The organism is Kaistia sp. MMO-174 (assembly GCF_037147815.1).
GTDB classification, from domain to species: domain Bacteria; phylum Pseudomonadota; class Alphaproteobacteria; order Rhizobiales; family Kaistiaceae; genus Kaistia; species Kaistia nematophila.
The window spans coordinates 82,228-104,934 of the sequence record NZ_JBBCUO010000006.1 but is presented as its reverse complement, the minus strand read 5'-3'; the positions used below and the strand labels follow the sequence as shown (position 1 = coordinate 104,934).

Here is a 22,707-nt window from a genome sequence, read left to right as displayed (position 1 = left end):
CGTCAGCGCGCAGACGCCACGGGCAGCACTCCCATCGCCGCCAGCGTCGTGTGCAACGCCTCCGGCAGGGGCGTATGCGGCTCGCGGCCGAGAAAGGCGATGAGCTTGCGATTGTCGAGTTCCAGCCGCTCCTTCCAGAGGTAGCGCACCTCGATCAGCTCGCGGAACATCTCGACGAAGGGCGCGCCGAGATAGATGGCGAACCATGGAAAGCCGCGGATCCGGCTTGCCGGCCGCCCCATCGCCGCCGCGACCCCTTTCGCGATGTCGACGCCGTGCTCGAAATAATGGCCGCGGAAGTGGAACACCTCGAACGGCCCGAGCTCGTCGGCGCGCTCGATCAGTTCGACGATGGTCTCGGCCAGATCCGGCAGATAGGCCCAGTCATGCCCGATGTCGCGCTTGCCCGGATAGGCAATCGTCGTCGCGGGCTTACCCGGCTTGACGATGCCGGCTGCAAACCAGTTGTTGCCGGCATGCGGGCCGAAGAAGTCACCGGCACGGACAATCAGCACCGGCGTCCCGGCGGCCGCCGTATCGCGCAGCCGCCGTTCCATGGCGACGCGGATCTTCCCCTTGCGCGTGGTCGGCCGCTGCGGCGAGGTCTCGTCGATCAGAGGCCGCGCGTCCGGCCCGAAGTTATAGATGGTGCCGGGGAAGACGATGCGGGCGCCGACCGCCTTCGCGGCGGTGATCGTGCTTTCCAGCATCGGCAGGGCCAGACCCCGCCAGTTGTGATAGCCGGGCGGGTTGGCGCCATGGAACAGGATCGACGCCCCTTCCGCCGCGGCGATGACGTCGGCGGGGTTCATGGCGTCGCCCCTGACCCATTCGATGCCATCACCGCCGGGCTTGCGGCGGGCCGCCGCCGGGTCGCGCTGCAGCGCGCGCACCCGCCAGCCATGCGCCAAAAGCGCCCGTGCCACCGCGCCACCGACGCCGCCCGTCGCGCCGATCACCAGGGCCCGTTTCTGTTCGGTCATGATCCGCTCCTTCGTTGCCGTGGAAACGAACATCGCGCTGGCGCATGTCATTTTAAATTGTTGAACTTTGGATGCCAGTCATACATTTTTCTATGATGACCCCATCCTGGGACCATTTCCGCTCCTTCCTCGCCGTACTCGGCGACGGCAGCCTGTCGGCGGCGGCGCGCAGCCTGCGGCTGACCCAGCCGACGCTCGGCCGCCACGTCGACGAACTGGAGCAGGCGCTCGGCGTCGTGCTGTTCACCCGCTCGCGCGCCGGCCTGACGCCGACGGAGGCGGCGCTGGAGCTGGCGCCGCATGCCGAAACCATGGCCGCCGCCGCCGAGGCGCTGGTGCGCGCGGCGTCGGCCGAGGCGGCCGGGGACCGCGGCACGGTGCGTCTGACGGCGAGCGAGGTGGTCGGCACGGAAATCCTGCCGGCGATCCTCGCCCCCTTCATGGAGCGGCATCCGGGCATCGCCGTCGAACTGGTGGTTTCCAACCGCAACGAGGATCTGGTGCGGCGCGAGGCCGACATCGCCGTGCGGATGGCCCGGCCGACGCAGGGCGCCCTGCTCGCCCGCCGCATCGGCACGATCGACATCGGCCTGCATGCCCATCGCCGCTACCTGGCGCGACGGGGCACGCCGGGGACGCTGGCCGAGCTGGATGGCCATGCGCTGATCGGGTTCGACCGCGATTCACCCGCCATCCGGGCGCTGCAGCAGCTGGGCCTGCCGCTTTCGCGCGAGATGTTCAGCCTGCGCACCGACAGCGACACCGCCCAGCTCGCCGCGATCCGGGCCGGCCTCGGCATCGGCGGCTGCCAGAGCCCGCTCGCGGCGCGCGATCCCGAGCTCGTCCATCTCGTGCCGGCAGAATTCGCCTATCCGCTCGAATGCTGGGTCGCCATGCACGAGGATCTCGGCACGGTCCGGCGCATGCGCCTCGCCTTCGACCATCTGGTCGCGGGGCTCGGCGACTATGTCGCCGGAAGGCCATCTCCCGCCTGAGCCTAAAGGGCACAAGCGGCTAGCCCACGCGCGAAACATGCCGTGTTGGACGGGTCAGTATTCAGTTCTGGAATGTGGAGGTTTTGGTACGCCCAAGGGGAATCGAACCCCTGCTTTCGCCGTGAGAGGGCGACGTCCTGACCGCTAGACGATGGGCGCGGATCCGTTTGCTTTCGGATGACGGCGATATACCGGGTGATCGGAACCTTGGCAAGCCACCTCGCCAAAGTTCTTTGAAACTCCCTGTGCAGAACTTTTTCCGCATGGGGGAGAAGATGGCGGAAACCCGCGACCCGGCGCTACGGCGTGGTGCCGAGGCTGATGTTGCGCAGCACCTTGCCGGTGTTGATGTTGAGGATGACGACGCGCGTCGCGCCGCCGACATCGAGCGTCAGCGCCAGCTGGTCGCCGTTCAGCGCCGAGGAAACGACGCGGCCGCCGGCCGGTATGGCCTGCTCGATGCGCAGTTCCGCCGAGGACGGGGCAAGACCGGACTTGCTTCCGCCGGGGCCGATCCGATAGATGACGGCGAACAGCACGGCGACGAAGCCGAGCACCACCGTCAGACTCGATACCAGAATCAGTCGTCTCAGCTTCTGCCGGACGCGCTCGACGGCGGGATCGAGGGGCGTATCGCCACCCTGTTGCGGCGCGCCGTTCGAAGAGGAAGTAGGGTTGACCATGGATCAGTTTCCGGATGACGGCGAGGAAATCGTCGACCTCGTGGTCGAACCGGATGCGGCTGGCCGTCGCCTCGACGCCTATCTGGCCGCCGCGATCGCCGAGCTTTCCCGCAGCCGCCTCAAGGCCCTGATCGAGGCCGGCCACGTTTCGATCGGCGGCGCGACCATAGTGGAGGCCAAAAAGGCGGTCAACGCGGGCGACGTCATCCGCGTCGCCGTGCCGCCCGCCGTGGCGCCGGAGCCGGAAGGCGAGCCGATCCCGCTCAATGTCGTCTATGAGGACAGCGACCTGCTCGTCATCGACAAGCAGGCCGGCCTCGTCGTGCATCCGGCCGCCGGCAACTGGACCGGCACGCTCGTCAACGCGCTGATTGCCCATTGCGGCGACAGCCTTTCCGGCATTGGCGGCGTCCGCCGCCCGGGCATCGTGCACCGGCTCGACAAGGACACGACCGGCCTGATGGTGGTGGCGAAGAACGACCGCGCCCACAAGCGCCTCGCCAACCAGTTCGCCGACCATGGCCGCTCCGGTCCGCTCGAGCGCGGCTATCGCGCCATCGTCTGGGGCGTGCCGTCCCTGCCCTACGGCCTCGTCGACGCCCCGATCGGCCGCTCGCCGGTGAGCCGGCTGAAGATGGCGGTGGTGAAGACGGGCGGCAAGGAAGCGATCACCCACTATACGGTCGAGGAGCGCTTCGGCGATCCCGCCAATCCGATCGCCAGCCTGCTCGACCTCCGGCTGGAGACGGGCCGCACCCATCAGATCCGCGTCCACATGGCCGCGATGGCGCATCCGCTGATCGGCGACCAGGAATATGGCAAGGGCTTCCTTACCAAGCTGGCGCGGATCCCGGAACCGGCCCGCAGCGCGATCGCCCGCTTCCACCGCCAGGCGCTGCACGCGTGGCTGCTCGGCTTCGAGCATCCGACGACCGGAGAAACGCTGCATTTTGAAAGCGATCCGCCGGAAGACCTGGCCGATCTGATCGAGGCCTTCAACGGACTGTGATCGGGTCGGACCAATCGGTCCTGTTAAACTTGTATTTCGTGCCTATATATCTCCATGCGGGCCAACATGGCCGCGATCGGCGTTGGCTTTCGGGGAACGCCGAAAAGAATGGAGGGGGCACGTATGGCTGCCAGAGCAAGTCTTCCTGTCATCGCGTCCGGCGAAGCCGGACTTTCACGTTATCTCGACGACATCCGCCGCTTTCCCATGCTCGCGCCGGATGAAGAATATATGCTGGCCAAGGCCTACAAGGAGCATGACGACCGCAGCGCCGCCCACAAGCTGGTGACGAGCCATCTGCGCCTCGTGGCGAAGATCGCCATGGGCTATCGCGGCTACGGCCTGCCGATCGGCGAAGTGATCTCCGAGGGCAATGTCGGCCTCATGCAGGCCGTGAAGCGGTTCGAGCCCGAAAAGGGCTTCCGCCTCGCGACCTATGCGATGTGGTGGATCAAGGCCTCGATCCAGGAGTACATCCTGCGCTCGTGGAGCCTGGTCAAGATGGGCACGACCGCCAACCAGAAGCGCCTGTTCTTCAATCTGCGCAAGATGAAGAGCCAGATCCAGGCGCTCGAGGAAGGCGATCTGAAGCCGCACCAGGTCGAGCAGATCGCCACCAAGCTCGGCGTCTCGACCGACGACGTCATCTCGATGAACCGTCGCCTTGGCGGCGACGCGTCGCTGAACGCGCCGCTTCGCGCCGATACCGAGGGCGGCGAATGGCAGGACTGGCTGGTCGACGACAGCGACAACCAGGAAACCATCCTCGCCAACCAGGAAGAGGCCGACAACCGCCGCCAGCTGCTGCGCGATGCGATGGGCGTGCTCAACGAGCGCGAACGCCGCATCTTCGAAGCGCGCCGCCTGGCCGACGACCCGATGACGCTCGAGGAACTCTCGGCCGAATTCGGCGTCAGCCGCGAACGCGTCCGCCAGATCGAGGTCAGGGCGTTCGAAAAGGTGCAGAAGGCGGTCAAGCGTGGCGCGCGCGATCTCGAGCGCAGCCACGCCGACGACGAACTGGCCGACACCGACGCCTGACCCGATCCGGCGTCGGTTTCGCGCGTTGCGTCCTTTCTGCCTACGCGCGTAACTTTCGACTTTCTCGACAAACGAAACCGTTGCGAAAGTTTCGCTGATGCTGTATGCGGCTAGAGGTGACTTGCCTTTGCGTAATCTGCGGCAGGCCCGATAGCTCATACAACACAGTGTCGAGGGATCATCATGGCGCGCCCGCGTCGCCGATTGACCGTCATTGCTGCCTTGGATGTGGTCGGTTATTCCGAGCTCATCCAGCGTGACGAGCTCGGCGCCATTCGCGAGATGCGCGCGATCTATCGCAGCCTCGTCCGACCCACCATTCCCCGATTCGGCGCCCACATCATCAAGACGATGGGCGATGGCGGCCTGATCGAGTTTCCGAGCGTCCTTGACGCGGTCGAATGGACGATGGCGTTCCAGAACGGCATGGCGGCGCGCAACGCCACCCGCGGCCGCCCGCCGATCGAGGTGCGCGCGGCGATCGTGCTCGCCGACCTGATCCTCACCGAAGACGACCGGTTCGGCGCCGCCATCGGCTTCGCCATGCGCCTGCAGGCCGCCGCGCCGCCCGGCGGCATCGCCATCACCCATTCTGTTCGCTGGCAGTTGCTCGGCGAACCGGCCGCCGCCTTCAAGCCGGCCGGCTTCCTGTCGCTGCGCAGCGATCACGAGGCCTTCGCCGACGGGGTCGTCGAGGAGATGACCGCCACGCTGTCGCGCGTGCGCGACATCCGCGTCGTCGCCCGCAATTCCGCCTTCACCTACAAGGGCAAGCCGACCGACGTCCGCTCGCTGGGCCGCGACCTCGGCGTGCGCTACGTGATCGAGGGCAGCGTTCGCCAGGCCGGTGAAACGCTGCGCGTCACGGCCCAGTTGGTCGAGGCAGAGACGGGCGCGCATCTGTGGTCTGGCCGCAAAGATGGCACCGTCCATGATCCGCTGACGTTGCAGGACGAAGTCGCCACGCTGGTCGCCGGCGCGCTCCGCCCCGCCATCCGGGCGGCGGAAATCGAGCGGGTGAGGCGCAAGGCGACGGAAACGCTGAAGACGCACGAGCTCGTGCTGCAGGCAATGCCGCATTTCTGGGCGCATCGGCGCGAGGACAATGCCGCCGCCCTGGCGCTGCTGCAGAAGGCACTGCTCGCGGATCCGCGTTCGAGCGCCGCGATCAGCCTGAAGGGCTGGTGCCTCAGTCAGCAGATCACCTATCTCTGGTCCGACGATCCGGCCGCCGACCGCGCCGAGGCGATTGCGCTCGCCGAGCTGGCGGCGGAGCTGGGCGAACCCGATCCGCTTGTCCTGACCGCGATCGGCGCCACCTTCTCGATCCTCAACACCGACCAGTCGCGCGCGCTGCAGTTCATCGAGCGAGCCATCGCGCTCGATTCGACCTTCGCCTGGGCCTGGACCCGGCTGGGCTATGCGCAGGCTTATTCGGAGCGGCCGGAACTCGGCATCGAGAGCTTCGAGAAGGCGATCGCGCTGAGCCCGGAAGATCCGATCCAGTTCAACGCCTTCGCCGGCATCGCGACCTGCCATTTCCTGCTCGGCAACTATGCCGAGGCGGCGCATTGGGCCGGCCAGTCGCTGCATGGCCGTCCCGGCATGGTCTGGGCCTATCGCCTGCAGGCGACCTCTGCGGCGCTCGCTGGCCAGACGACGCTCGCCCGCAACGCCGTGCGTCGGCTCCTGGCCGAAAGCCCGGGCCTGACGGTCGCCGGCGTCCGCGACGGCATCAAGAATCTCGCCGGCCCGCAGCTCGACCGCTACATGGAAGGCCTGAAGCTGGCCGGCCTGCCGGAATGAACCTCTCACGCAACCCTTGAGGTTCTACAGGTCTCGATCTCCAGCATCCTGAGGCGGCTTGCGCTGCAAGCCGTCTCGGAGGACGCACCACCTGAGAGGAAAATCTCCGTACCGACGCCGCCCTGCGTGCTTCGAGACGGCCCTCCGGCCACCTCAAAATACTGAGGTTAGTGCTGGGCGAAGGCCTCCCTCAGCGAGAGGTGACGGATTGCGCCGGCATATCGATGCCGATCCGTCCTATCGCGGCGCGATCGCGTAGCTGTCGATCGGCGGGATCGAATCGAGCAGCCCCCTCGCCTTCATGAACTCGGCAAAGCGGTCATAGCGGCCGATATCGAGGGCGGCAGGGCGCTTGGCGAAGCGCGGCAGCGTCGCCAGGAACGAGTCGCGGTTCAGTTGGTCATCCAGGTCCTTGTGCAACTTCAGGAACATCGCCAGCGCCTCTTCCGGATGGTTGGTCAGGAAGATCGTCGCGTCCTCGACCGCCGCCAGGAAACGGACCATGCGCGGGTCGTCGCGAAGCTCGTTGCGAGTGACGTAGATCAGCTCGTCATAGGCGGGAACGCCGTGCTCCTCCAGGTAGAAGGCGATGCCCGGCTTGCCCTCGAGGCCGAGCTGGATCAGCTCGACGTTGCGATAGCCGTCGATCACCGCATCGACCTGGCCAGACATCAGCGAGGTCGAGAGGTTGAAGTTGACGTTGACCATCTCGACATCCTTCTCGCTGAGGCCGACGGAGGCGAGGACGGCGCCGATATAGGCGTTCTGCAGGCTCGCCACCGAATAGCCGACCTTCTTGCCCTTCAGGTCGGCGAGCGTCTTGATCGGCCCGTCCTTGAGCGCGATCAGCGCGTTGAGCGGCGTCTCGATCAGCGTACCGATGCGGGTCAGCGGCAGCCCTTCCTTCACCTGCAGCATAAGGTCCGGCTGATAGGTGATCGCGATATCGGCCTGGCCGGCGGCGACGAGGCGCGGCGGCGCGCTGGCGTCGGCAGGCGCGATCATCTCGACGTCGAGGCCGTGCTTCTCGAAGAAGCCGCCCTCCTTGGCGATCACCAGCGGCGCATGGTCGGGATTGTAGAACCAGTCGAGCAGGACGGTCAGCTTGTCGGCCGCCTGGACCGGGCCGATCGTCAGGGCAGCGGCCAGGCCGAGCGCCGCGAGCCGGAGGAAGGGTTTCATCGACGTTTCCTTTGCAGGTCGAGGGGATTAGCGGATGGTTTCGGGCGCCCAAGGGGCGATATGGCGCGTGGCGATCTCGACCGCGGCGCGCACCAGCACGGCCATGGCGGCGAGAAGCGCCAGCGCGGCGAAGACGACGTCGGTCTGCGCCCTGCCGTTCGCCATCAACATGGCGTAGCCAAGCCCCGACGAGGCGCCGACCCATTCGCCGATCAGCGCGCCGACGGGCGCGTAGACAGCGGCGACGCGGAGTCCGGAGGCCAGCGCCGGCAGCGCGTCGGGGATGCGCAGATAGAGGATTTCCTGCCAGCGCCTGGCCCGGTAGAGGCGGCTCAGGTCGATCAGCCCGGCATCGGTGCGCGCCAGCCCGTCATGGAAAGCGGACGCGACCGGAAAGAAGATGGCGATCGTCGCCATGACGATCTTCGAGCCGATGCCGAAACCGAACCAGAGCACGAGCAGCGGCGCGATGGCAAAGACGGGAAAGGCCTGGGTGACGATCAGCAGCGGCATCAGGATGCGCCGGATCGCCGGAACGAAGGTCATGACCAGCGCCAGCGCGACGCCGGCGAGCGCACCGGTAACGAGGCCTGAGATCGTCTCGATCAGCGTGGTGACGGCGTCGCGGCGCCAGAGATCGGGCCGCTCGACGAGGGCGCGCCAGACACGCGCGGGCGGCGGCAGCATGAAGGGCGGCGGCGCGAAGACGACGATCACGATCTGCCAGATGGCAATCAGGGCGACGGCGACGGCGAGCCCGCGCGCGAGGCCGCCGGCCCAGCCATGCCGTCGCACAGTTCCCTCAAACTCTGCCCTTGCCACCATGGCGAAGCCGCTCCTCCGAAGATCGGACGAGGCCATGCGCATGGCGATGGAAACGAGCAGACGTCGTGAACCAGCTTCCCGTCCCTTCGCCGGCATGACCCGGATCAGGTTCGAAGGGTTCGGCCCCAGGCCATCTCAGCTCGCGTTCGCGAACACCCCTCGGAATGGGGCGAGCATGGCCGAGGATGCTTCCCCGTGCAAGGGGCCGGCAGAGCGGAGCTGCTATGCGGTGCCGTCGAGCGGGGTGGAGCCGAGGTGGACGCGAAGGGAGGCGGGCCGGCACTCGACGCGGAAATGCCGCGTCTTCACCGGCTCGCCATCGAGATTGACGTGCAGTTCCTCGTGCGAATCATATTCGATCCAGGCGCTGCGGGTCCTGATCTGGATGTTCTCGACGGCCGCCGCGCCCTGCCGCCACAACTGCGTGAAGGCTTCGAGCCGAGCATCGCCGGTGAGTTCCGGCAGGATGGCGAGGTCAAGCAGGCCGTCGTCGATGCGGGCTTCCGGGCAGAGCACGATGCCGCCGCCGGCCTGGCGGCCATTGCCGATCGCGAGCGCCAGGAAGCTGCCTTCCCACTCGAAGCCTTCGGCGCGGAAGCGGCCGCTATTGGCCGAGAGCTCGCGAAACCGGGTGACGCCGGTGACGACATAGGCGAGGCCGCCGAGCCGGCTCTTCAGCTCCGGATCGGTCTCGACGGTGACGCGCGAGCCGAAGCCGCCGGAGACGAGATTGACGAAGACGCGACCGTTCAGGCTGCCGACATCGATCCGTCGCGCCGGGGTCGTGGTGACGAGCCGGAGCGCCGCCGTCAGGTCGTCGACGGGAATGCCGGTGGAACGGGCGAAATCATTGGCGGTGCCGAGCGGCAGGATGCCGAACGAGCAGCGTTCCGGCGGCTCGGCCGCGAGCGAGGCGGCGAACACCTCGTTGACCGTGCCATCGCCGCCGCCGGCGACGATGCAGTCAATCGCGCCCTTGCGCGCTTCCGCGACGGCCTCGCGGGCGAAACGACTGGCGTCGCCCGCCTCCCAGGTCACGCGGACCTCGACAACATGGCCATCGGCGCGGACGGCGCCGACGGCCTCACGCACGCGCGGATCGCGCGCCGCCTTGCCATGCAGGATGAGCCGGACTTTCATGGTTCATCCCGCGAGGTTGGCGTGGCGCTACTTGTTGCCCCAGGCGGTCATCGCCTTGTCGAAGACGCGCTGGCCGGGTGTGCCCTTCTCGAAGGTCAGGATCGCGCGCTGGTCGTTGTTGTAGACGATCGGCAGGTCGATCCAGTTGCGCTCACGAAGCAGCGCGACGTTCTGCGCCATCGGCTGGGCGTCGTTCGAGAAGGCGATCCAGAAGAAGCCGTCGGCGACCTTGGCAGCGGCGCCGTCGAGCGGCTGGCCACGCGATTCCTCGGTCGGCTTCATCACCAGTGCCGGCACCGACTTGACGCCGCCGCCGGCGAAATTCGCCGGGGTATCCACGACAATCTCGACCAGATGGCTCGCCGGCAGCGCGCTGTCATTGTTCTTGCGGATGTTCAGCGTCACCTTCATGCCCTTCTCGGGCACGTCGAGATTGGCCTGGATCTCCGGGCCGTTCGGCGAATTGGCGTTGAACTTCCACGTCACATTGGCCGGAACCACCTTGACGTTCTGGGTGCCGTCGGTCGGCTGTTCGTAGAGGATTGCCTTCTGCGCGACGAGCGACTCATCAGCCGTTCCGGCCGCGGGCGCCGCGGCGGGAGCCGAGGCCGCCGGGGCCGTATCGGCCGGCTCGGCCGCGGCCGGCGCCTGGGCCGGGGCGGCGGAGCCGGTGCCCTCCGGCGTCATCACGCCGGCGAGCGGATCGGCTTCCTCGCCATCCGACGAAGGCTGGGCATCGACCGTGCGGACCGACTTCGCCGGCGCCTCTTCCGCGGCGCCGCCGCCGAGGCGATCGGAATTCTTGCTGCTCGCGGGCGCCGAAAGCGTCGGCGGCGCGTCCTCGTTCGACGCGGTCTTGGCGCCGGTATCGGAGGACGAGATCAGGTCGCCGATCACGTCCTTGACAACGCTGCGCTGCGACCAGACCAGCGCCGCGATGCCGCAAAGCATCAGCGCGATCAGGACCAGCAGAATGATCGTCGGCCAGCGCGAAGGCTTGGTGCGCTCGACATAAACGGCGGGACGCTCGGCAGCCTCGCGGTTGCGCTCGCGACGCGACGGACGGCGCTCGCGCGGCTCGTCGAAAGCGTCATTCCCCATCGGCGTGGCGCGCAGCGGCTCGGGCGCCCAGTCGGCGTCGGCGCTGAAATGACGGCTGTCGTCATGGTCGTGGTCATGTTCGAGATCCGCGTCGAAGCGGGGCTCGTCGGCCGGTTCCGGCGCCGACATCGTCGGCTCGCGACGGCCCTGCGGCGCGGCGCGATCATAGGCGCTCGGGCGCGTGGGCGAGACCTGCGGCCATTGCGGCTGCACCGGCGGCGGCTGGCGCGAAGGCTTCTGCGGCGGCTCGGGCTCGTGCCAGTCGGCCTCGATCTCGGGCTCGGACGCATGCGCCTCGTCGGCCTCGTCATGGAAGAATTCGGCCTCGGCGGCCTGCGGCGGAGGCGCTACGGGCGCCGGGGCCGGCGTCGGCGCGGCGGGCTGCTGACGCGGCGGCTCGGCGGCCGGACGCGGGCGGGCCACGACCGGCTGCGAGGCCGGCGTCGGCAGGGGCGGCGGAGGCGGCGGCGGCGCGATCTCCGCCTCCAGCTCTTCTTCGAGCTGTTCGACCGGCTCCGGCTCGACCGGCTCGGGCGTGACGGCAAGCGCCTCGGCAACGGCCGCCGCGGCGCTGACGCGGACCGGGGCCGGGCGCGCGGCGCTCGCCTCGCGCTCGACCTTGCGGATCGCCTCTTCCAGTTCCAGGCGCTGGCGCGAGATCTCGGACGTGGTCAGGGGCGGGTCGATGGACTTCAGCTGTCCGATCAGCGCCGTGCGCGCCTTGTCGTAAACTGAACGACGCGCGTCGCCGGATTCGCTCTCGAACCCGGAAACCGCCTTTTTCAATACCGCGTAATAGTCGGTCATCGTCCCATTCTACTAACTACGTCCGAACCGGCGCCTGCGATCGACAACCTCAGTCCTGAAACGGATCCTGAACCAGAATTGTATCGTCTCGTTCCGGGCTGGTCGACAGGAGCGCAACGGGCGCGCCGATCAGTTCCTCGACGTGACGGACATATTTCACGGCCTGCGCCGGCAGATCGTTCCAGCTACGGGCGCCGGCGGTGGAATCCTTCCAGCCTTCCAGCGTCTCGTAGATCGGCTCGACCCGGGCCTGCGCCGCCTGGGATGCCGGGAGATAGTCGATCTCGCGGCCGTCCAGCCTATATCCAACGCAAATCTTGATTTCTTCAAGGCCGTCGAGAACATCGAGCTTCGTCAGCGCGATTCCGGTGATGCCGGAGGTGCGGATCGTCTGGCGAACCAGCACGGCGTCGAACCAGCCGCAACGGCGCTTGCGGCCCGTCACCGTGCCGAATTCATGGCCGCGCGTGCCGAGGAAATCGCCGACTTCGCCGGTCTGCTCGGTCGGGAACGGACCCTCGCCGACGCGCGTCGTGTAGGCCTTGGTGATGCCGAGCACGTAGCCGACGGCACCCGGGCCGACGCCCGAACCGGTCGAGGCCTGGCCGGCGACGGTGTTGGACGAGGTGACGAACGGATAGGTGCCGTGGTCGATGTCGAGCAGCGCGCCCTGCGCGCCCTCGAACAGGATGCGCTTGCCGGCGCGACGCTCGCGGTCGAGCAGCTGCCAGACCGAATCCATGAACGGCAGGACCTTGTCGGCGACCGAGGCGAGCTCCTCGTAGAGCGTCTCGGCGAGGATCTCTTCCTGGCCGAGGCCACGGCGCAGCGCATTGTGGTGCGCCAGCAGCCGCTCGATCTTCTCGCGCAGCGCCGGCAGGTCGGCGAGGTCCATGACGCGGATGGCGCGGCGGCCGACCTTGTCCTCATAGGCCGGGCCGATGCCGCGCTTGGTGGTGCCGATGCGGGTGCCGGCATTGCTGTTCTCGCGGAAGGCGTCGAGTTCGCGATGCAGCGACAGGATCAGCGCGGCGTTCTCGGCGATGCGGAGATTGTCGGGGCCGACCTTGACGCCCTGCGCCTCGAGGCGGCCGATCTCGGCCACGAGCGCATGCGGATCGACGACGACGCCATTGCCGATGACGCCCATCTTGCCCGGACGCACGACGCCGGACGGCAGCAGGCTGAGCTTGTAGGAGACGCCGTCGATGACGAGCGTATGGCCGGCGTTATGTCCGCCCTGGAAGCGCACGACGATGTCGGCGCGCTCGGAGAGCCAGTCGACAATCTTGCCCTTGCCTTCGTCGCCCCATTGCGATCCGACGACGACTACATTCGCCATTGAACTTCCCTCTTCGACGTCAAGCCAATTGCTGATGCCACGCTGCGCGGCACGCGATAGGACTCACCCCGGCGAGCCGCCAGGACGAGGCGCGCGGACTATATAGACTCCATCTGCCCCGCGCGACCCCCGCGAGAGCATCTCAGCCCCTCAATTCTCCCAGAATACGTCCTGATCCGCCGGCCAACGCACGGCAAAGGCGTTCAAGATCTCTTTTGTTTCGCCGGCGGCATAATCATAGCGCCAGGCAACCACGCCGCGCGCCCCGTCGACGGCGCTCTCCGTCGGCGGCGTCGCCTCGGCGAGCGACTGCACGGTGATGGCCGCCGCCTCGGAAACCGGCAACTGGTCGAGCACGACGATCGCCATCGGGCGGGCGTGGCGGTTTTCGACCTTGATGCGATAACGCCGCTCGTCGGTCTTCTCCGACGAGATCAGCCCGCGCTCGCCGGTCTTGCGGTCGAGCGTCGTTCGCGTGACGCTCACCTTGTCGTCGATGCCGAATCCGAGCGTCAGTTCGCCATCCGGCGCGACGAAACCGAGCGGAACCGTGCCGACGAAGACGCCATCACGGTAAAGCACGGCATTGCCGCCGACATAGGGCGCGCCGGACCGGTTCTTGAACAGCGCCGTCAGGAAGGCGGCATCGCTCACCGCCGGCACCGCGCGCACCTCGATCGTCGGCGCCAGGGTCTCGGTCGCAATCCGCACCGAGCGATTGCCCTCGCCCGAGGCGATCGAAACCGGCTCGGCAATCCGGTATTCGGCACGGAAATCGCCGAAATCGGCGACGGCCTCCGCCTGCCCCACCGCCTCGGCATCCGCGCCACCCGCGGCCATCTTCCGGGATGGCGCCATCGGGGCGGGGGCCGGCGGCGCGATGGCGAGCGATTCGCGCGCCGGCTCCTGGACGAAGCGCGGCATGAAGCGAACGACGCTCTCATAGAGCTCGGGCGGCTGCGTGCCTTCGGCCGGCCGTGTCGTCGACAACGTCAACGCCACGCCGGACCAGTCCTCGCCGGTCTCCTGATGCAGCTCGGCCCGCCGGATCAGTTCCAGCTTCGGCTCGGCCGCCGTCTCGCCCAGCGCCAGCGAGATGTCGTAGGCGGGGCTCCATCCGGCCGACTCGGTGCGGTAGCCGAGCGTCAGCTGGCCCGTCGCCGGCTGGTCGGCCTGCAGCTCGATCCGCGCCGTCAGCTTCGGCAGGGACGGCGGCAGCGCATCCATCGCCTTCTGCCGCTCGGCGATGGTCTTCTCGACGCCGCGCTTTTCGATGCGAAGCGCGGCGCGCTGGCGGTCGATCTTCTCCCGCTCGAGCCCGAGGCCTTCGGCGGTCTCGACCCAATTGCCGATCGACTTGCCTTCCGCCATGCCCTTGGCGAGCCCCTCGGGCACGCTCTCGGCCAGCTGGTCGATGAACTTCACCCGGAGGTCGAGGGCGGCGAGCCGGTCGTCGAGCGCGGCGACCTGGTCGCGCAGCGCCTCGATTTCGACGGCGATCGACTGCCGGGCCGGATCGGCGCCGGCATCCGCCCTGCCCGGTCGCGTCTCGACGGAGCGGATGGTGACGCCGCCGGCGGCCATGCCCTTCACCCGCAGGCTGTCGGCGACCATGTCAGCCGGCAGATCGTCGGCCACCAGCACGCTGACGCCGGCCGGCACGGCGAACGTCGCCTCGCGCAGCACGGCCGCCCCCTGCGGATGCACGGTCACGGCGGTAACCCGGCTGCCGAGCGGCAGGTCGGCGGCAAGGGCGTGGGCGCTGCAGGCGGCAAGCGCCGCCACGGACAGAGCGAGGATCTTCATGGCCGTCTGGATTCCCCTCAAGATGAAACGCCGCCATCCATGGACCTGCCGGCGAGCATTCCGCCGGATAACGCGCGATTGTGGTATCGCCGCGCCACAATTGCGCGGATCTCGTGAAAAACGCCCCTCGCCGCTCAGGCGATGCCGTTCGCCTTCTTCCACGTGCGCAACCGCCCGCGCGCATTCGCATAGGGCGACGACGTGTTGAACTGGATCATCCGGCCCATCGTGTAGCTCTCGTACCAGGGCGTCCCATAGAGCGCGGCGTCGTCATGGCGTTCGATCAGCGCGACGAGGCGATCCTTCGCCTGGGCCAGGCGCTGCAGCAATTGTTCAAAGGAGAGGCCGTCATAATCGGCATAGAACTTCTGCGCGAGCGCGCCGAGCTGATTCCATTTGTAGCCGGTTTCCGGAAAGTCGACCGGCTCGCCGGCGTCCCGCCGCGTATGCCACTTCAGCACCAGCTCGTTCCATCCGGTCAGATAGGCGACGAGGTCCCGCACGCTCATGCGGGTCCCCTTCGCATGACCGTCGAGCGTCTTCTCCCCGGTCCGATCGGCGGGAATGGTGGCGAGCTCCCGCATCAGCCTGGCATAGGCGTCGTCGATCGCCTCCAGAAGTGCATCCTTGCCGTCCGGAACCGCCATCGAGCCCCTCCATCCTCGGTTGCAGGATGGCATAGCCCTCGCGCCCGCGCTTCGCAAACCGTCGATCCCGTCCGGGCGCACGGTTGAGGCTTGGCAGCGACGCCCCGTCGGGGCTATCCAGACGTTCCGCTGTCCGGGGCCAGTTCATGTCATTGCTTCCGCGAGCCTTCGCCTGGCTGTTCAACCGGCCCTATCTGCTGCTCGCCCTCACCTTCCTGTTCTGGGCGATCAACATCGTGCTCGGACGCTATGTCGCCGGCTCGATCCCGCCGGTGGCGCTGGCGCAGGTGCGCTGGGCCGGGGCATCGCTGATCATCCTGCCCTTCGCCTGGCCGCATCTGAAGCGCGACTGGCCGGCGATCCGTGGCAGCCTCGCCATCATGCTGCTGCTCGCCGCATCCGGCATCGGCGCCTACAACACGCTCGCCTATTACGGGCTGCAATATACCGAGGCGCTGAACGGCCTCCTGATGCAGTCGATCGCCCCGCTCGTCATCGGCGTGTGGTCGCTGATCCTGTTCCGAGACCGCATGACGGCACCGCAGATCACCGGCGTCTGCCTGTCGCTCTCCGGCGTCGTGCTGATCATCTGCCGCGGCGACCCGATGGTGCTGCTGCACCTGACGCTCAACATCGGCGACATCATCATGCTGCTGGCGATCAGCTGCTACGGCTTCTATTCGGCGCTGCTGAAGAAGAGCCCGCGCATCCACTATCTGTCGATGCTGGGCTTCACCATTCCCGCCGGCGCGACGATGATCCTGCCGTTCTGGATCTGGGAGATGGCCTCCGGCAAGTTCATGCACGCGACGCCGCTCACCTTCGCCGTGCTCGCCTATGTCGTCGTGATCCCGTCCGTCGTCGCCTACATGTTCTTCAACCGCGGCGTCGCGCTGATCGGGCCGAACCGCGCCGGTCCGTTCTTCCATCTGCTGCCGGTCTTCGGCTCGATCATCGCAATCCTCTTCCTCGGCGAGCAGCCGCGCTGGTATCACGGCGCCGGCTATGCGCTGATCATCGGCGGCATCGCGCTGGCGCAATTGAGCCTCTCCAGGATCCGCGCCTTCGGGCGGTGACTCTCGAACCGGCCGCTGGGCACTGTCAGGTCACGGCCGAACGCCCCTGCCCCTCCGCACCCTCGCCGTCATCCCGGGCGAAGACCCGGGATCCATGCAGCCGGGTTGGCCGCCGCGTGAAGTGCCCGCTCGTGCGGATGGATGGATCCCTGCTTTCGCAAAGATGACGGAGACGTCTGGTCCCGCCGACGAGAGCCCAAGAAAAAAAGGGCGACGGTTGCCCGTCGCCCTCTTCATTCCAGTGCCGAGAGAGGATCTCAGAAGTTCAGGCGCTTGGCCTGAACGACGCCCTCGAGACCGCTGACGCGGTCGAGCACGCTATCGGAGATTTCCTCGTCGAGGCCGATCAGAGCGATCGCATCCTCGCCGGCGGCCTTGCGGCCGAGGTTGAAGGTGGCGATGTTGATGCCCTCGCCGCCCAGCAGGCTGGCGAAGCGGCCGATGAAGCCCGGCTTGTCCTTGTTGGTGACGTAGAGCATGTGGGGGCCGAGCTCGGCTTCCATGTTGATGCCCTTGATCTGGATGATGCGCGGCTTGACGTCGCCGAACACCGTGCCGGCGACCGAACGCTCCTGGCGCTCCGTCGTCACGGTCAGGCGGATATAGTTCTCATAGGCACCCTGCTGCTCGCGCCGGACTTCCTCGACCGCGATGCCGCGTTCCTTGGCGACGGCCGGTGCCGAGACCATGTTGATGGTCTGCAGCTGCGGCCGCAGCACGGCGGCAAGCGCCGCCGCCGTCAGCGCGCGGACGTTCATCTCGGCGACGTCGCCCTCATATTCGAGACGGATCGCCTTGATGCCGCTCTCGGTGAGCTGGCCGGCGAAGGAGCCGAGCTGCTCGGCGAGCTTGACGAACGGCGTCAGGCGCGGCGCTTCCTCGGCCGTGATCGACGGCATGTTCAGCGCGTTGGAGACGGCGCCCTTGGTCAGGTAGTCCGACATCTGCTCGGCGACCTGCAGCGCGACATTCTCCTGCGCTTCCGTAGTCGAGGCGCCGAGATGCGGCGTCGCGACGACGTTGGGCAGGCCGAACAGGACGTTCTCGGTCGCGGGCTCTTCCTCGAACACGTCGAAGCCGGCGCCGGCGACCTTGCCGGACTTCAGCGCCTCGGCCAGGTCCTTCTCGACGACGAGGCCGCCGCGGGCGCAGTTGATGATGCGGACGCCGTCCTTCATCTGCGCGATCGCCTTGGCGTCGATGATGCCGCGGGTCTTGTCGATCAGCGGCGTGTGCAGGGTGATGAAGTCGGCGCGACGGAACAGCTCGTCCAACTCGACCTTCTCGACGCCGAGATCGACGGCGCGCTCGGGCGACAGGAACGGATCGAAGGCGATGACGCGCATCTTCAGGCCGACGCCGCGCTCGGCGACGATCGAGCCGATATTGCCGCAGCCGATGATGCCGAGCGTCTTGCCCGTCACCTCGACGCCCATGAAGCGGTTCTTCTCCCACTTGCCGGCCTGGGTCGAAGCATTGGCCTCGGGGATCTGGCGGGCGGTGGCGAAGATCATCGCGATCGCGTGTTCGGCAGTGGTGATCGAATTGCCGAAGGGCGTGTTCATCACGATGATGCCCTTGGCGGTCGCGGCCGGGATGTCGACATTGTCGACGCCGATGCCGGCGCGGCCGATGACGCGCAGGTTCTTCGCCGCGGCGATCACCTTCTCAGTCACCTTGGTATTCGAGCGGATGGCGAGACCATCATAGTTGCCGATGATCTCGAGCAGCTTCTCCTTGTCCTTGCCGAGGTCGGGCAGGTAGTCGACCTCGACGCCACGATCCTTAAAGATCTGGACGGCGGTCTTGGAGAGCTTGTCGGAAATGAGAACGCGCGGTGCCATGCTGAATGGTTCCTTTGGGTTCGCCACCGTCACCATCCGTCGTCATCCCGGACGAAGCGAAGCGGAGATCCGGGATCCATCCGGCCGAAGCCTGGAACTGGATGGATCCCCGCTTTCGCGGGGATGACGCCAAAGGGACAAGCTGGCGCATCAAACGGGGAATGAAAATGGTGGCCGGGGCGAACCCCGGCCGGAACGCGCTGGGAATCAGGCCGCCTGGAGGGCGGCCTTCTGCGATGCGAAGGCCCAGTCGAGCCACTCGGTGACGACTTCGAGATCCGAGGCCTCGATCGTGGCGCCGGCCCAGATGCGCAGGCCCGCCGGGGCGTCGCGGTAGGAGCCGATATCATAGGCGACGCCGGCCTTGTCGAGCGCGGTCGAGATCGCCTTGGCGAAGGCGGCCTGTTCCTTGTCGTCGAGCGCCTTGACCGCCGGATCGGTGATGATCAGGCAGACCGAGGTGTTGGAGCGCGTATTCTCGACGACGGGCAGGAAGTCGATCCAGTCTGATTTCTCGACCCAGTCGGCCAGCACCTTGAGGTTGGCGTCCGCACGGGCGGCGAGCGCCTTCCAGCCGCCGAGCGACTGGGCCCAGGTGAGCGCGTCGAGATAATCCTCGACGGCCAGCATGGACGGCGTGTTGATCGTCTCGCCGACGAAGATGCCGTCGATCAGCTTGCCGCCCTTGGTCATGCGGAAGATCTTCGGCAGCGGCCAGGCCGGCTTGTAGGTCTCGAGCCGCTCAACGGCGCGCGGGCTCAGGATCAGCATGCCGTGGGCGCCCTCGCCGCCGAGCACCTTCTGCCAGGAGAAGGTGACGACATCGAGCTTGTCCCAGGCGAGATCCTGCGCGAAGGCGGCCGAGGTGGCGTCGCAGATGGTCAGGCCGGCGCGGTCGGCGTCGATCCAGTCGCCGTTCGGAACGCGGACACCCGAGGTGGTGCCGTTCCAGGTGAAGACGACGTCGCGGTCGAAATCGACCTGATTGAGGTCGGGAAGCTTGCCGTAGTCGGCCTTGAAGGTACGGGTGTCTTCAAGCTTCAGCTGCTTGACGACATCCGTGACCCAGCCCTCGCCGAAAGATTCCCAGGCGAGCATGTCGACGCCACGGGCGCCGAGCATCGACCACAACACCATCTCGACGGCGCCCGTGTCGGAAGCCGGCACGATGCCGATGCGATAGTCGGCGGGAACGCCGAGCACGTCGCGGGTCAGGTCGATTGCCTTCTGGAGCTTGGTCTTGCCGATCTTGGCCCGGTGGGATCGGCCGAGGGCCGCATCCTTGAGCGCTTCGAAGGTCCATCCAGGACGCTTGGCGCAGGGGCCGGAAGAATAGTTAGCGTTCACCGGCCGGCGGCCGGGCGTGGCGAGATCAGCCATGATCTACCCTCTCAGATAGTGAGCGCCTCGTTGGGGAGGCGTGTCCCGCCGACGCGTTTACGCCTGGCCTGGAGGGAAAGCAAGACGAGGACGAAGATTTTGTCGAACGGCCCCTCGGCGCCTACATGGAGCGAGGCTGACATCCGACCACCCGCCTTGCAGAGGTTCCATGCAGATCGACGGCAAGTCCCCGCGCCGCCCGCCCTATCGCCCGTCCGGGCAACTGGTCCTGCTCGTGCTCATCGTCATCCTGACGGTCCTGCAGACGGCGAAATCGCAGGGCTGGTTCTAGCCGCGCCGACGGGTGCGGCATCGCCACGGCCCGGAATGGCAAAAGCCCGTCACCGGGAGGCGACAGGCTTTCCAAGTCGATGCATCTGACTCCGGCGCGCCGGCTGCCGCTCAGTTGAACAGGTAGCGAATGCCGAAGTTCACGTCGTGCGAGGTGATGTTCTTGAACTTGAAGCCGTCATTGGCACGGGAATAGGCAGGATTGGTGTTGTAGGCCGTGTCCGTGCGCGCATTGCCGAGATCGAGATAGGAGTAGCCGAGATCGAAGATCAGGTTCTCGGTCACCTTGAAGCCCAGGCCGGCATGCAGCGCCCAGGCGAAGTTCCACTGCGAATCGGAGCCGGCATAGCCGCTCGCGCCCAGTTCGGTATTGATGTCGCGGAAGCCTGAGATGGTGTTGCGCGATGTACCGATACCGGCGCCGACATAGGGCGTGATGCCGTGATAGGTGCCGAGGTCGACATAGCCGTTGGCGAGGAACAGCCACTCGGACTTACGCGCCGTGTAGTCGTCGCTGTAGACCGATTCGTTGCCGAGGTCGGTCACGCGCTGCGAAGCGTGGAAGTCCGCCTTGCCACGATACTGGCCGGTCACGTCGGCGCGGAACCAGTCGTTGAACTGGTAGCCGCCGCCGAGGCTGAAGGTCGGGGCGGAGGAGAAATCGCCCTTGTTGATCCACTCGGTCGCGTAGCCGGGCGTTTCGAAATACTGGTAGTCGAGATTGCCGAGGCGCTGGTTGCTCATGCCGATCGCGCCGCGGAGGTACCAGCCGCCGACCGCGAGCGGCACAGGCACCGGCTCGACATAGGGCAGATCCGCCGCCACCGCCGTCCCGCCCGAAACACTGCCGCAAAGGCCCGCGGCAATCGCGAGCGCCAGTATCCGAGACTTGGTCATCCTATTCCCCATCCAAGGTCGGGCCACGGCGCGCGCGATCCCGCAATTCACATGGGACAGGAGTTCAACCGGAACTATTTAACATCGGATTAACCACAACTTTTAACCACGATGCACTTGCCGCAACGGAAGATTAAGCATCTTCGCACAGGACGAACGCCGAATATGCCGTGGAAACTCTCGCAATTCGGCCATCCGGACCGGAATGGACGCGAAGGCGGCCGGGCAGATGGCCCGACCGGCAGAATTGCGCCCCTGCGACAAACTGCCGCCGCCGTTCAGGCGACCTCTTTCAGCGCGCCGATGATGTCGTCGACCACCGCCTCGACCAGGGCGTGGTCGTCGCCCTCGGCCATGACGCGGATCAGCGGCTCGGTGCCGGAAGGACGGATGACAAGACGGCCGGAACGGCCGAGCCGCGCCTCGCCCTCGGCGATTGCCGCCTGCACGCTAGCGACCTCCAGCGGCTTGCCGCCGCCAAAGCGCAGGTTCTTCAGGATCTGCGGCACCGGCTCGAAGCGGCGGCAGACCTCGCTGACCGGCTTGCCGGTTTTGCGCACGACGGCGAGGATCTGCAGCGCCGAGACGAGGCCGTCGCCGGTGGTGGAGAAGTCCGACAGGATCAGATGGCCCGACTGCTCGCCGCCGACATTGAAGCCGTGGTTGCGCATGTGCTCGACGACATAGCGGTCGCCGACCTTGGTGCGCGCCAGCGACAGGCCGAGCGAGTCGAGATAGCGCTCGAGGCCGAGATTGGACATGACGGTGGCGACGATGCCGGGCTGCGACAGCAGACCATCCTCGGCCCAGGAAGCGGCGACCACCGCCATCAGCTGGTCGCCATCGACCACTTCGCCGTTCTCGTCGACGATAATGACGCGATCGGCGTCGCCATCGAGGGCGATGCCGATGTCGGCGCGCACCTCATGCACCTTCCTGCGCAGCGCGTCCGGCGCGGTCGAGCCGACATCGAGGTTGATGTTGAAGCCGTTCGGCTTGTCGCCGATGGTGATGACCTCGGCGCCGAGTTCCCACAGCACCTCGGGCGCCACCTTGTAGGCGGCGCCATTGGCGCAATCGATGACGATGCGCAGGCCGGCGAGGTCGAGCGTCTTCGGCAATGTACGCTTTGCGAACTCGACATAGCGCTCCTGCGCGCCGTCGATGCGCTTGGCGCGGCCGAGATCGGCGGAGGCCGCCAGGCGGCCGGAAAGATCTTCCTCGATCAGCGCCTCGATCTTGGCTTCCGTCTCGTCCGAGAGCTTGTAGCCATCCGGGCCGAACAGCTTGATGCCATTATCCTCGTAGGGGTTATGCGAGGCGGAGATCATCACGCCGAGATCGGCGCGCAGCGAGCGCGTCAGCATGGCGACGGCCGGCGTCGGCATCGGGCCGAGCAGGAACACGTCCATGCCGGCGGCGGTGAAGCCGGCGGTCAGCGCCGGCTCGATCATGTAGCCCGAGAGGCGCGTATCCTTGCCGATCACCACGCGGTGCCGGTGGCCGCCGTTCCGGAACGCGAGCCCCGCGGCGATCCCCACCTGCAGCGCAAGTTGCGGGGTGATCGGAAAGGCGTTGGCCTTGCCACGAATGCCGTCGGTACCGAAGAATTTGCGAGCCATGCGTCGAATCCGTCTCCTGAATCGCCGGCAGTCATAGACCAGCATTGCGGCGAAACAGTTCAAAATTCATGAGCAGTTGTTACACGCTCCCCAGGCCACAGCCGGCGCGTGCAGCGCGGGCTCTCGCGACGCCGACGGCCCGCTCCAGTATTTTTACCGCAAGGTACAGATTTGATTGGAGAATCCGGATTCCTGCGCCGGAAGAACCGTTCGGACGCCGAATATTTCAG

At 67.0% G+C, this 22,707-nt stretch carries 19 protein-coding genes, 1 tRNA gene and 1 riboswitch; of the genes, 6 read left to right on the top strand and 14 right to left on the bottom strand.

Annotation, left to right across the window (positions count from 1 at the left end; translation table 11 throughout):
* Positions 1 to 2 precede the first annotated feature (2 nt).
* The gene (locus tag WFK98_RS21215; RefSeq protein ID WP_336801631.1) at positions 3 to 983 is read right to left on the bottom strand and encodes an NAD-dependent epimerase/dehydratase family protein; all 981 of its coding nucleotides are present in this window, start codon (positions 981 to 983) and stop codon (positions 3 to 5) included.
* A 92-nt stretch (positions 984 to 1,075) separates the two neighbouring features.
* On the opposite strand from WFK98_RS21215, the gene WFK98_RS21210 reads away from it, so the two are divergent.
* Positions 1,076 to 1,978, top strand: a complete 903-nt coding sequence (locus WFK98_RS21210; protein ID WP_336801630.1) for a LysR family transcriptional regulator — start codon at positions 1,076 to 1,078, stop codon at positions 1,976 to 1,978.
* 84 nt (positions 1,979 to 2,062) lie between these two features.
* Here WFK98_RS21210 and WFK98_RS21205 read toward each other — a convergent pair.
* Positions 2,063 to 2,137 (bottom strand) — tRNA-Glu (locus WFK98_RS21205).
* A 140-nt stretch (positions 2,138 to 2,277) separates the two neighbouring features.
* Positions 2,278 to 2,661 (bottom strand): hypothetical protein, encoded by a 384-nt coding sequence (locus tag WFK98_RS21200; protein WP_266340276.1) that lies wholly within the window; start codon positions 2,659 to 2,661, stop codon positions 2,278 to 2,280.
* Between WFK98_RS21200 and WFK98_RS21195 the strand changes: the two genes are divergently transcribed.
* The 3 genes from WFK98_RS21195 (at position 2,660) to WFK98_RS21185 (ending at position 6,517) form a co-directional block, all read left to right on the top strand.
* Positions 2,660 to 3,670, top strand: coding sequence for an RluA family pseudouridine synthase (locus WFK98_RS21195; protein ID WP_266340275.1), 1,011 nt, complete (start codon positions 2,660 to 2,662; stop codon positions 3,668 to 3,670). The two genes, WFK98_RS21200 and WFK98_RS21195, sit on opposite strands and share 2 nt — an antisense overlap.
* A 123-nt stretch (positions 3,671 to 3,793) precedes the next feature.
* A complete protein-coding gene (gene rpoH / locus WFK98_RS21190; RefSeq protein WP_266340274.1) occupies positions 3,794 to 4,711 on the top strand; it encodes an RNA polymerase sigma factor RpoH in 918 nt (305 codons plus the stop codon).
* 183 nt (positions 4,712 to 4,894) lie between these two features.
* Positions 4,895 to 6,517 carry an adenylate/guanylate cyclase domain-containing protein gene (locus WFK98_RS21185; RefSeq protein ID WP_336801629.1) on the top strand — a complete coding sequence of 541 codons (1,623 nt, stop codon included), beginning with the start codon at positions 4,895 to 4,897 and terminating at the stop codon, positions 6,515 to 6,517.
* A 237-nt stretch (positions 6,518 to 6,754) separates the two neighbouring features.
* Here the strand turns inward: WFK98_RS21185 and WFK98_RS21180 are convergent, their stop codons facing one another.
* The 7 genes from WFK98_RS21180 to WFK98_RS21150 form a co-directional block, all read right to left on the bottom strand.
* On the bottom strand, positions 6,755 to 7,699 hold the full coding sequence (locus WFK98_RS21180) for an ABC transporter substrate-binding protein (RefSeq protein WP_336801628.1): 945 nt from the start codon (positions 7,697 to 7,699) through the stop codon (positions 6,755 to 6,757).
* Positions 7,700 to 7,726: 27 nt separating this feature from the next.
* Positions 7,727 to 8,524, bottom strand: a complete 798-nt coding sequence (locus tag WFK98_RS21175) for an ABC transporter permease (RefSeq protein ID WP_336801627.1) — start codon at positions 8,522 to 8,524, stop codon at positions 7,727 to 7,729.
* 64 nt (positions 8,525 to 8,588) lie between these two features.
* Positions 8,589 to 8,694: riboswitch (TPP riboswitch) on the bottom strand.
* A 52-nt stretch (positions 8,695 to 8,746) separates the two neighbouring features.
* The gene (gene yegS, locus WFK98_RS21170) at positions 8,747 to 9,664 is read right to left on the bottom strand and encodes a lipid kinase YegS (protein WP_336801626.1); all 918 of its coding nucleotides are present in this window, start codon (positions 9,662 to 9,664) and stop codon (positions 8,747 to 8,749) included.
* A gap of 27 nt (positions 9,665 to 9,691) precedes the next feature.
* Complete coding sequence (locus WFK98_RS21165) at positions 9,692 to 11,572, bottom strand: hypothetical protein (RefSeq protein WP_336801625.1); 1,881 nt, start codon at positions 11,570 to 11,572, stop codon at positions 9,692 to 9,694.
* A gap of 49 nt (positions 11,573 to 11,621) precedes the next feature.
* Complete coding sequence (locus tag WFK98_RS21160) at positions 11,622 to 12,914, bottom strand: adenylosuccinate synthase (protein WP_266340268.1); 1,293 nt, start codon at positions 12,912 to 12,914, stop codon at positions 11,622 to 11,624.
* 150 nt (positions 12,915 to 13,064) lie between these two features.
* Positions 13,065 to 14,720, bottom strand: coding sequence for a mucoidy inhibitor MuiA family protein (locus WFK98_RS21155; RefSeq protein ID WP_336801624.1), 1,656 nt, complete (start codon positions 14,718 to 14,720; stop codon positions 13,065 to 13,067).
* 134 nt (positions 14,721 to 14,854) lie between these two features.
* Entirely contained in the window at positions 14,855 to 15,367 is a 513-nt protein-coding gene (locus tag WFK98_RS21150) for a ClbS/DfsB family four-helix bundle protein (protein WP_266340266.1), read from the bottom strand.
* Positions 15,368 to 15,513: 146 nt separating this feature from the next.
* Between WFK98_RS21150 and WFK98_RS21145 the strand changes: the two genes are divergently transcribed.
* Entirely contained in the window at positions 15,514 to 16,443 is a 930-nt protein-coding gene (locus tag WFK98_RS21145; RefSeq protein WP_336801623.1) for a DMT family transporter, read from the top strand.
* A 257-nt stretch (positions 16,444 to 16,700) separates the two neighbouring features.
* Here WFK98_RS21145 and serA read toward each other — a convergent pair whose 3' ends face one another.
* Both serA and WFK98_RS21135 read right to left on the bottom strand, forming a co-directional pair.
* Positions 16,701 to 18,287 (bottom strand): phosphoglycerate dehydrogenase, encoded by a 1,587-nt coding sequence (serA, locus tag WFK98_RS21140; protein ID WP_266340264.1) that lies wholly within the window; start codon positions 18,285 to 18,287, stop codon positions 16,701 to 16,703.
* A 207-nt stretch (positions 18,288 to 18,494) separates the two neighbouring features.
* A complete protein-coding gene (locus tag WFK98_RS21135; protein WP_336801622.1) occupies positions 18,495 to 19,667 on the bottom strand; it encodes a phosphoserine transaminase in 1,173 nt (390 codons plus the stop codon).
* 169 nt (positions 19,668 to 19,836) lie between these two features.
* On the opposite strand from WFK98_RS21135, the gene WFK98_RS21130 reads away from it, so the two are divergent.
* A complete protein-coding gene (locus tag WFK98_RS21130; RefSeq protein ID WP_266340262.1) occupies positions 19,837 to 19,959 on the top strand; it encodes a hypothetical protein in 123 nt (40 codons plus the stop codon).
* A 110-nt stretch (positions 19,960 to 20,069) separates the two neighbouring features.
* On the opposite strand, the gene WFK98_RS21125 is transcribed toward WFK98_RS21130, so the two are convergent.
* Both WFK98_RS21125 and glmM read right to left on the bottom strand, forming a co-directional pair.
* Entirely contained in the window at positions 20,070 to 20,855 is a 786-nt protein-coding gene (locus WFK98_RS21125) for an outer membrane protein (protein ID WP_266340261.1), read from the bottom strand.
* A gap of 278 nt (positions 20,856 to 21,133) precedes the next feature.
* On the bottom strand, positions 21,134 to 22,477 hold the full coding sequence (gene glmM / locus WFK98_RS21120) for a phosphoglucosamine mutase (protein ID WP_266340260.1): 1,344 nt from the start codon (positions 22,475 to 22,477) through the stop codon (positions 21,134 to 21,136).
* Between the last annotated feature and the right edge of the window lie 230 nt (positions 22,478 to 22,707).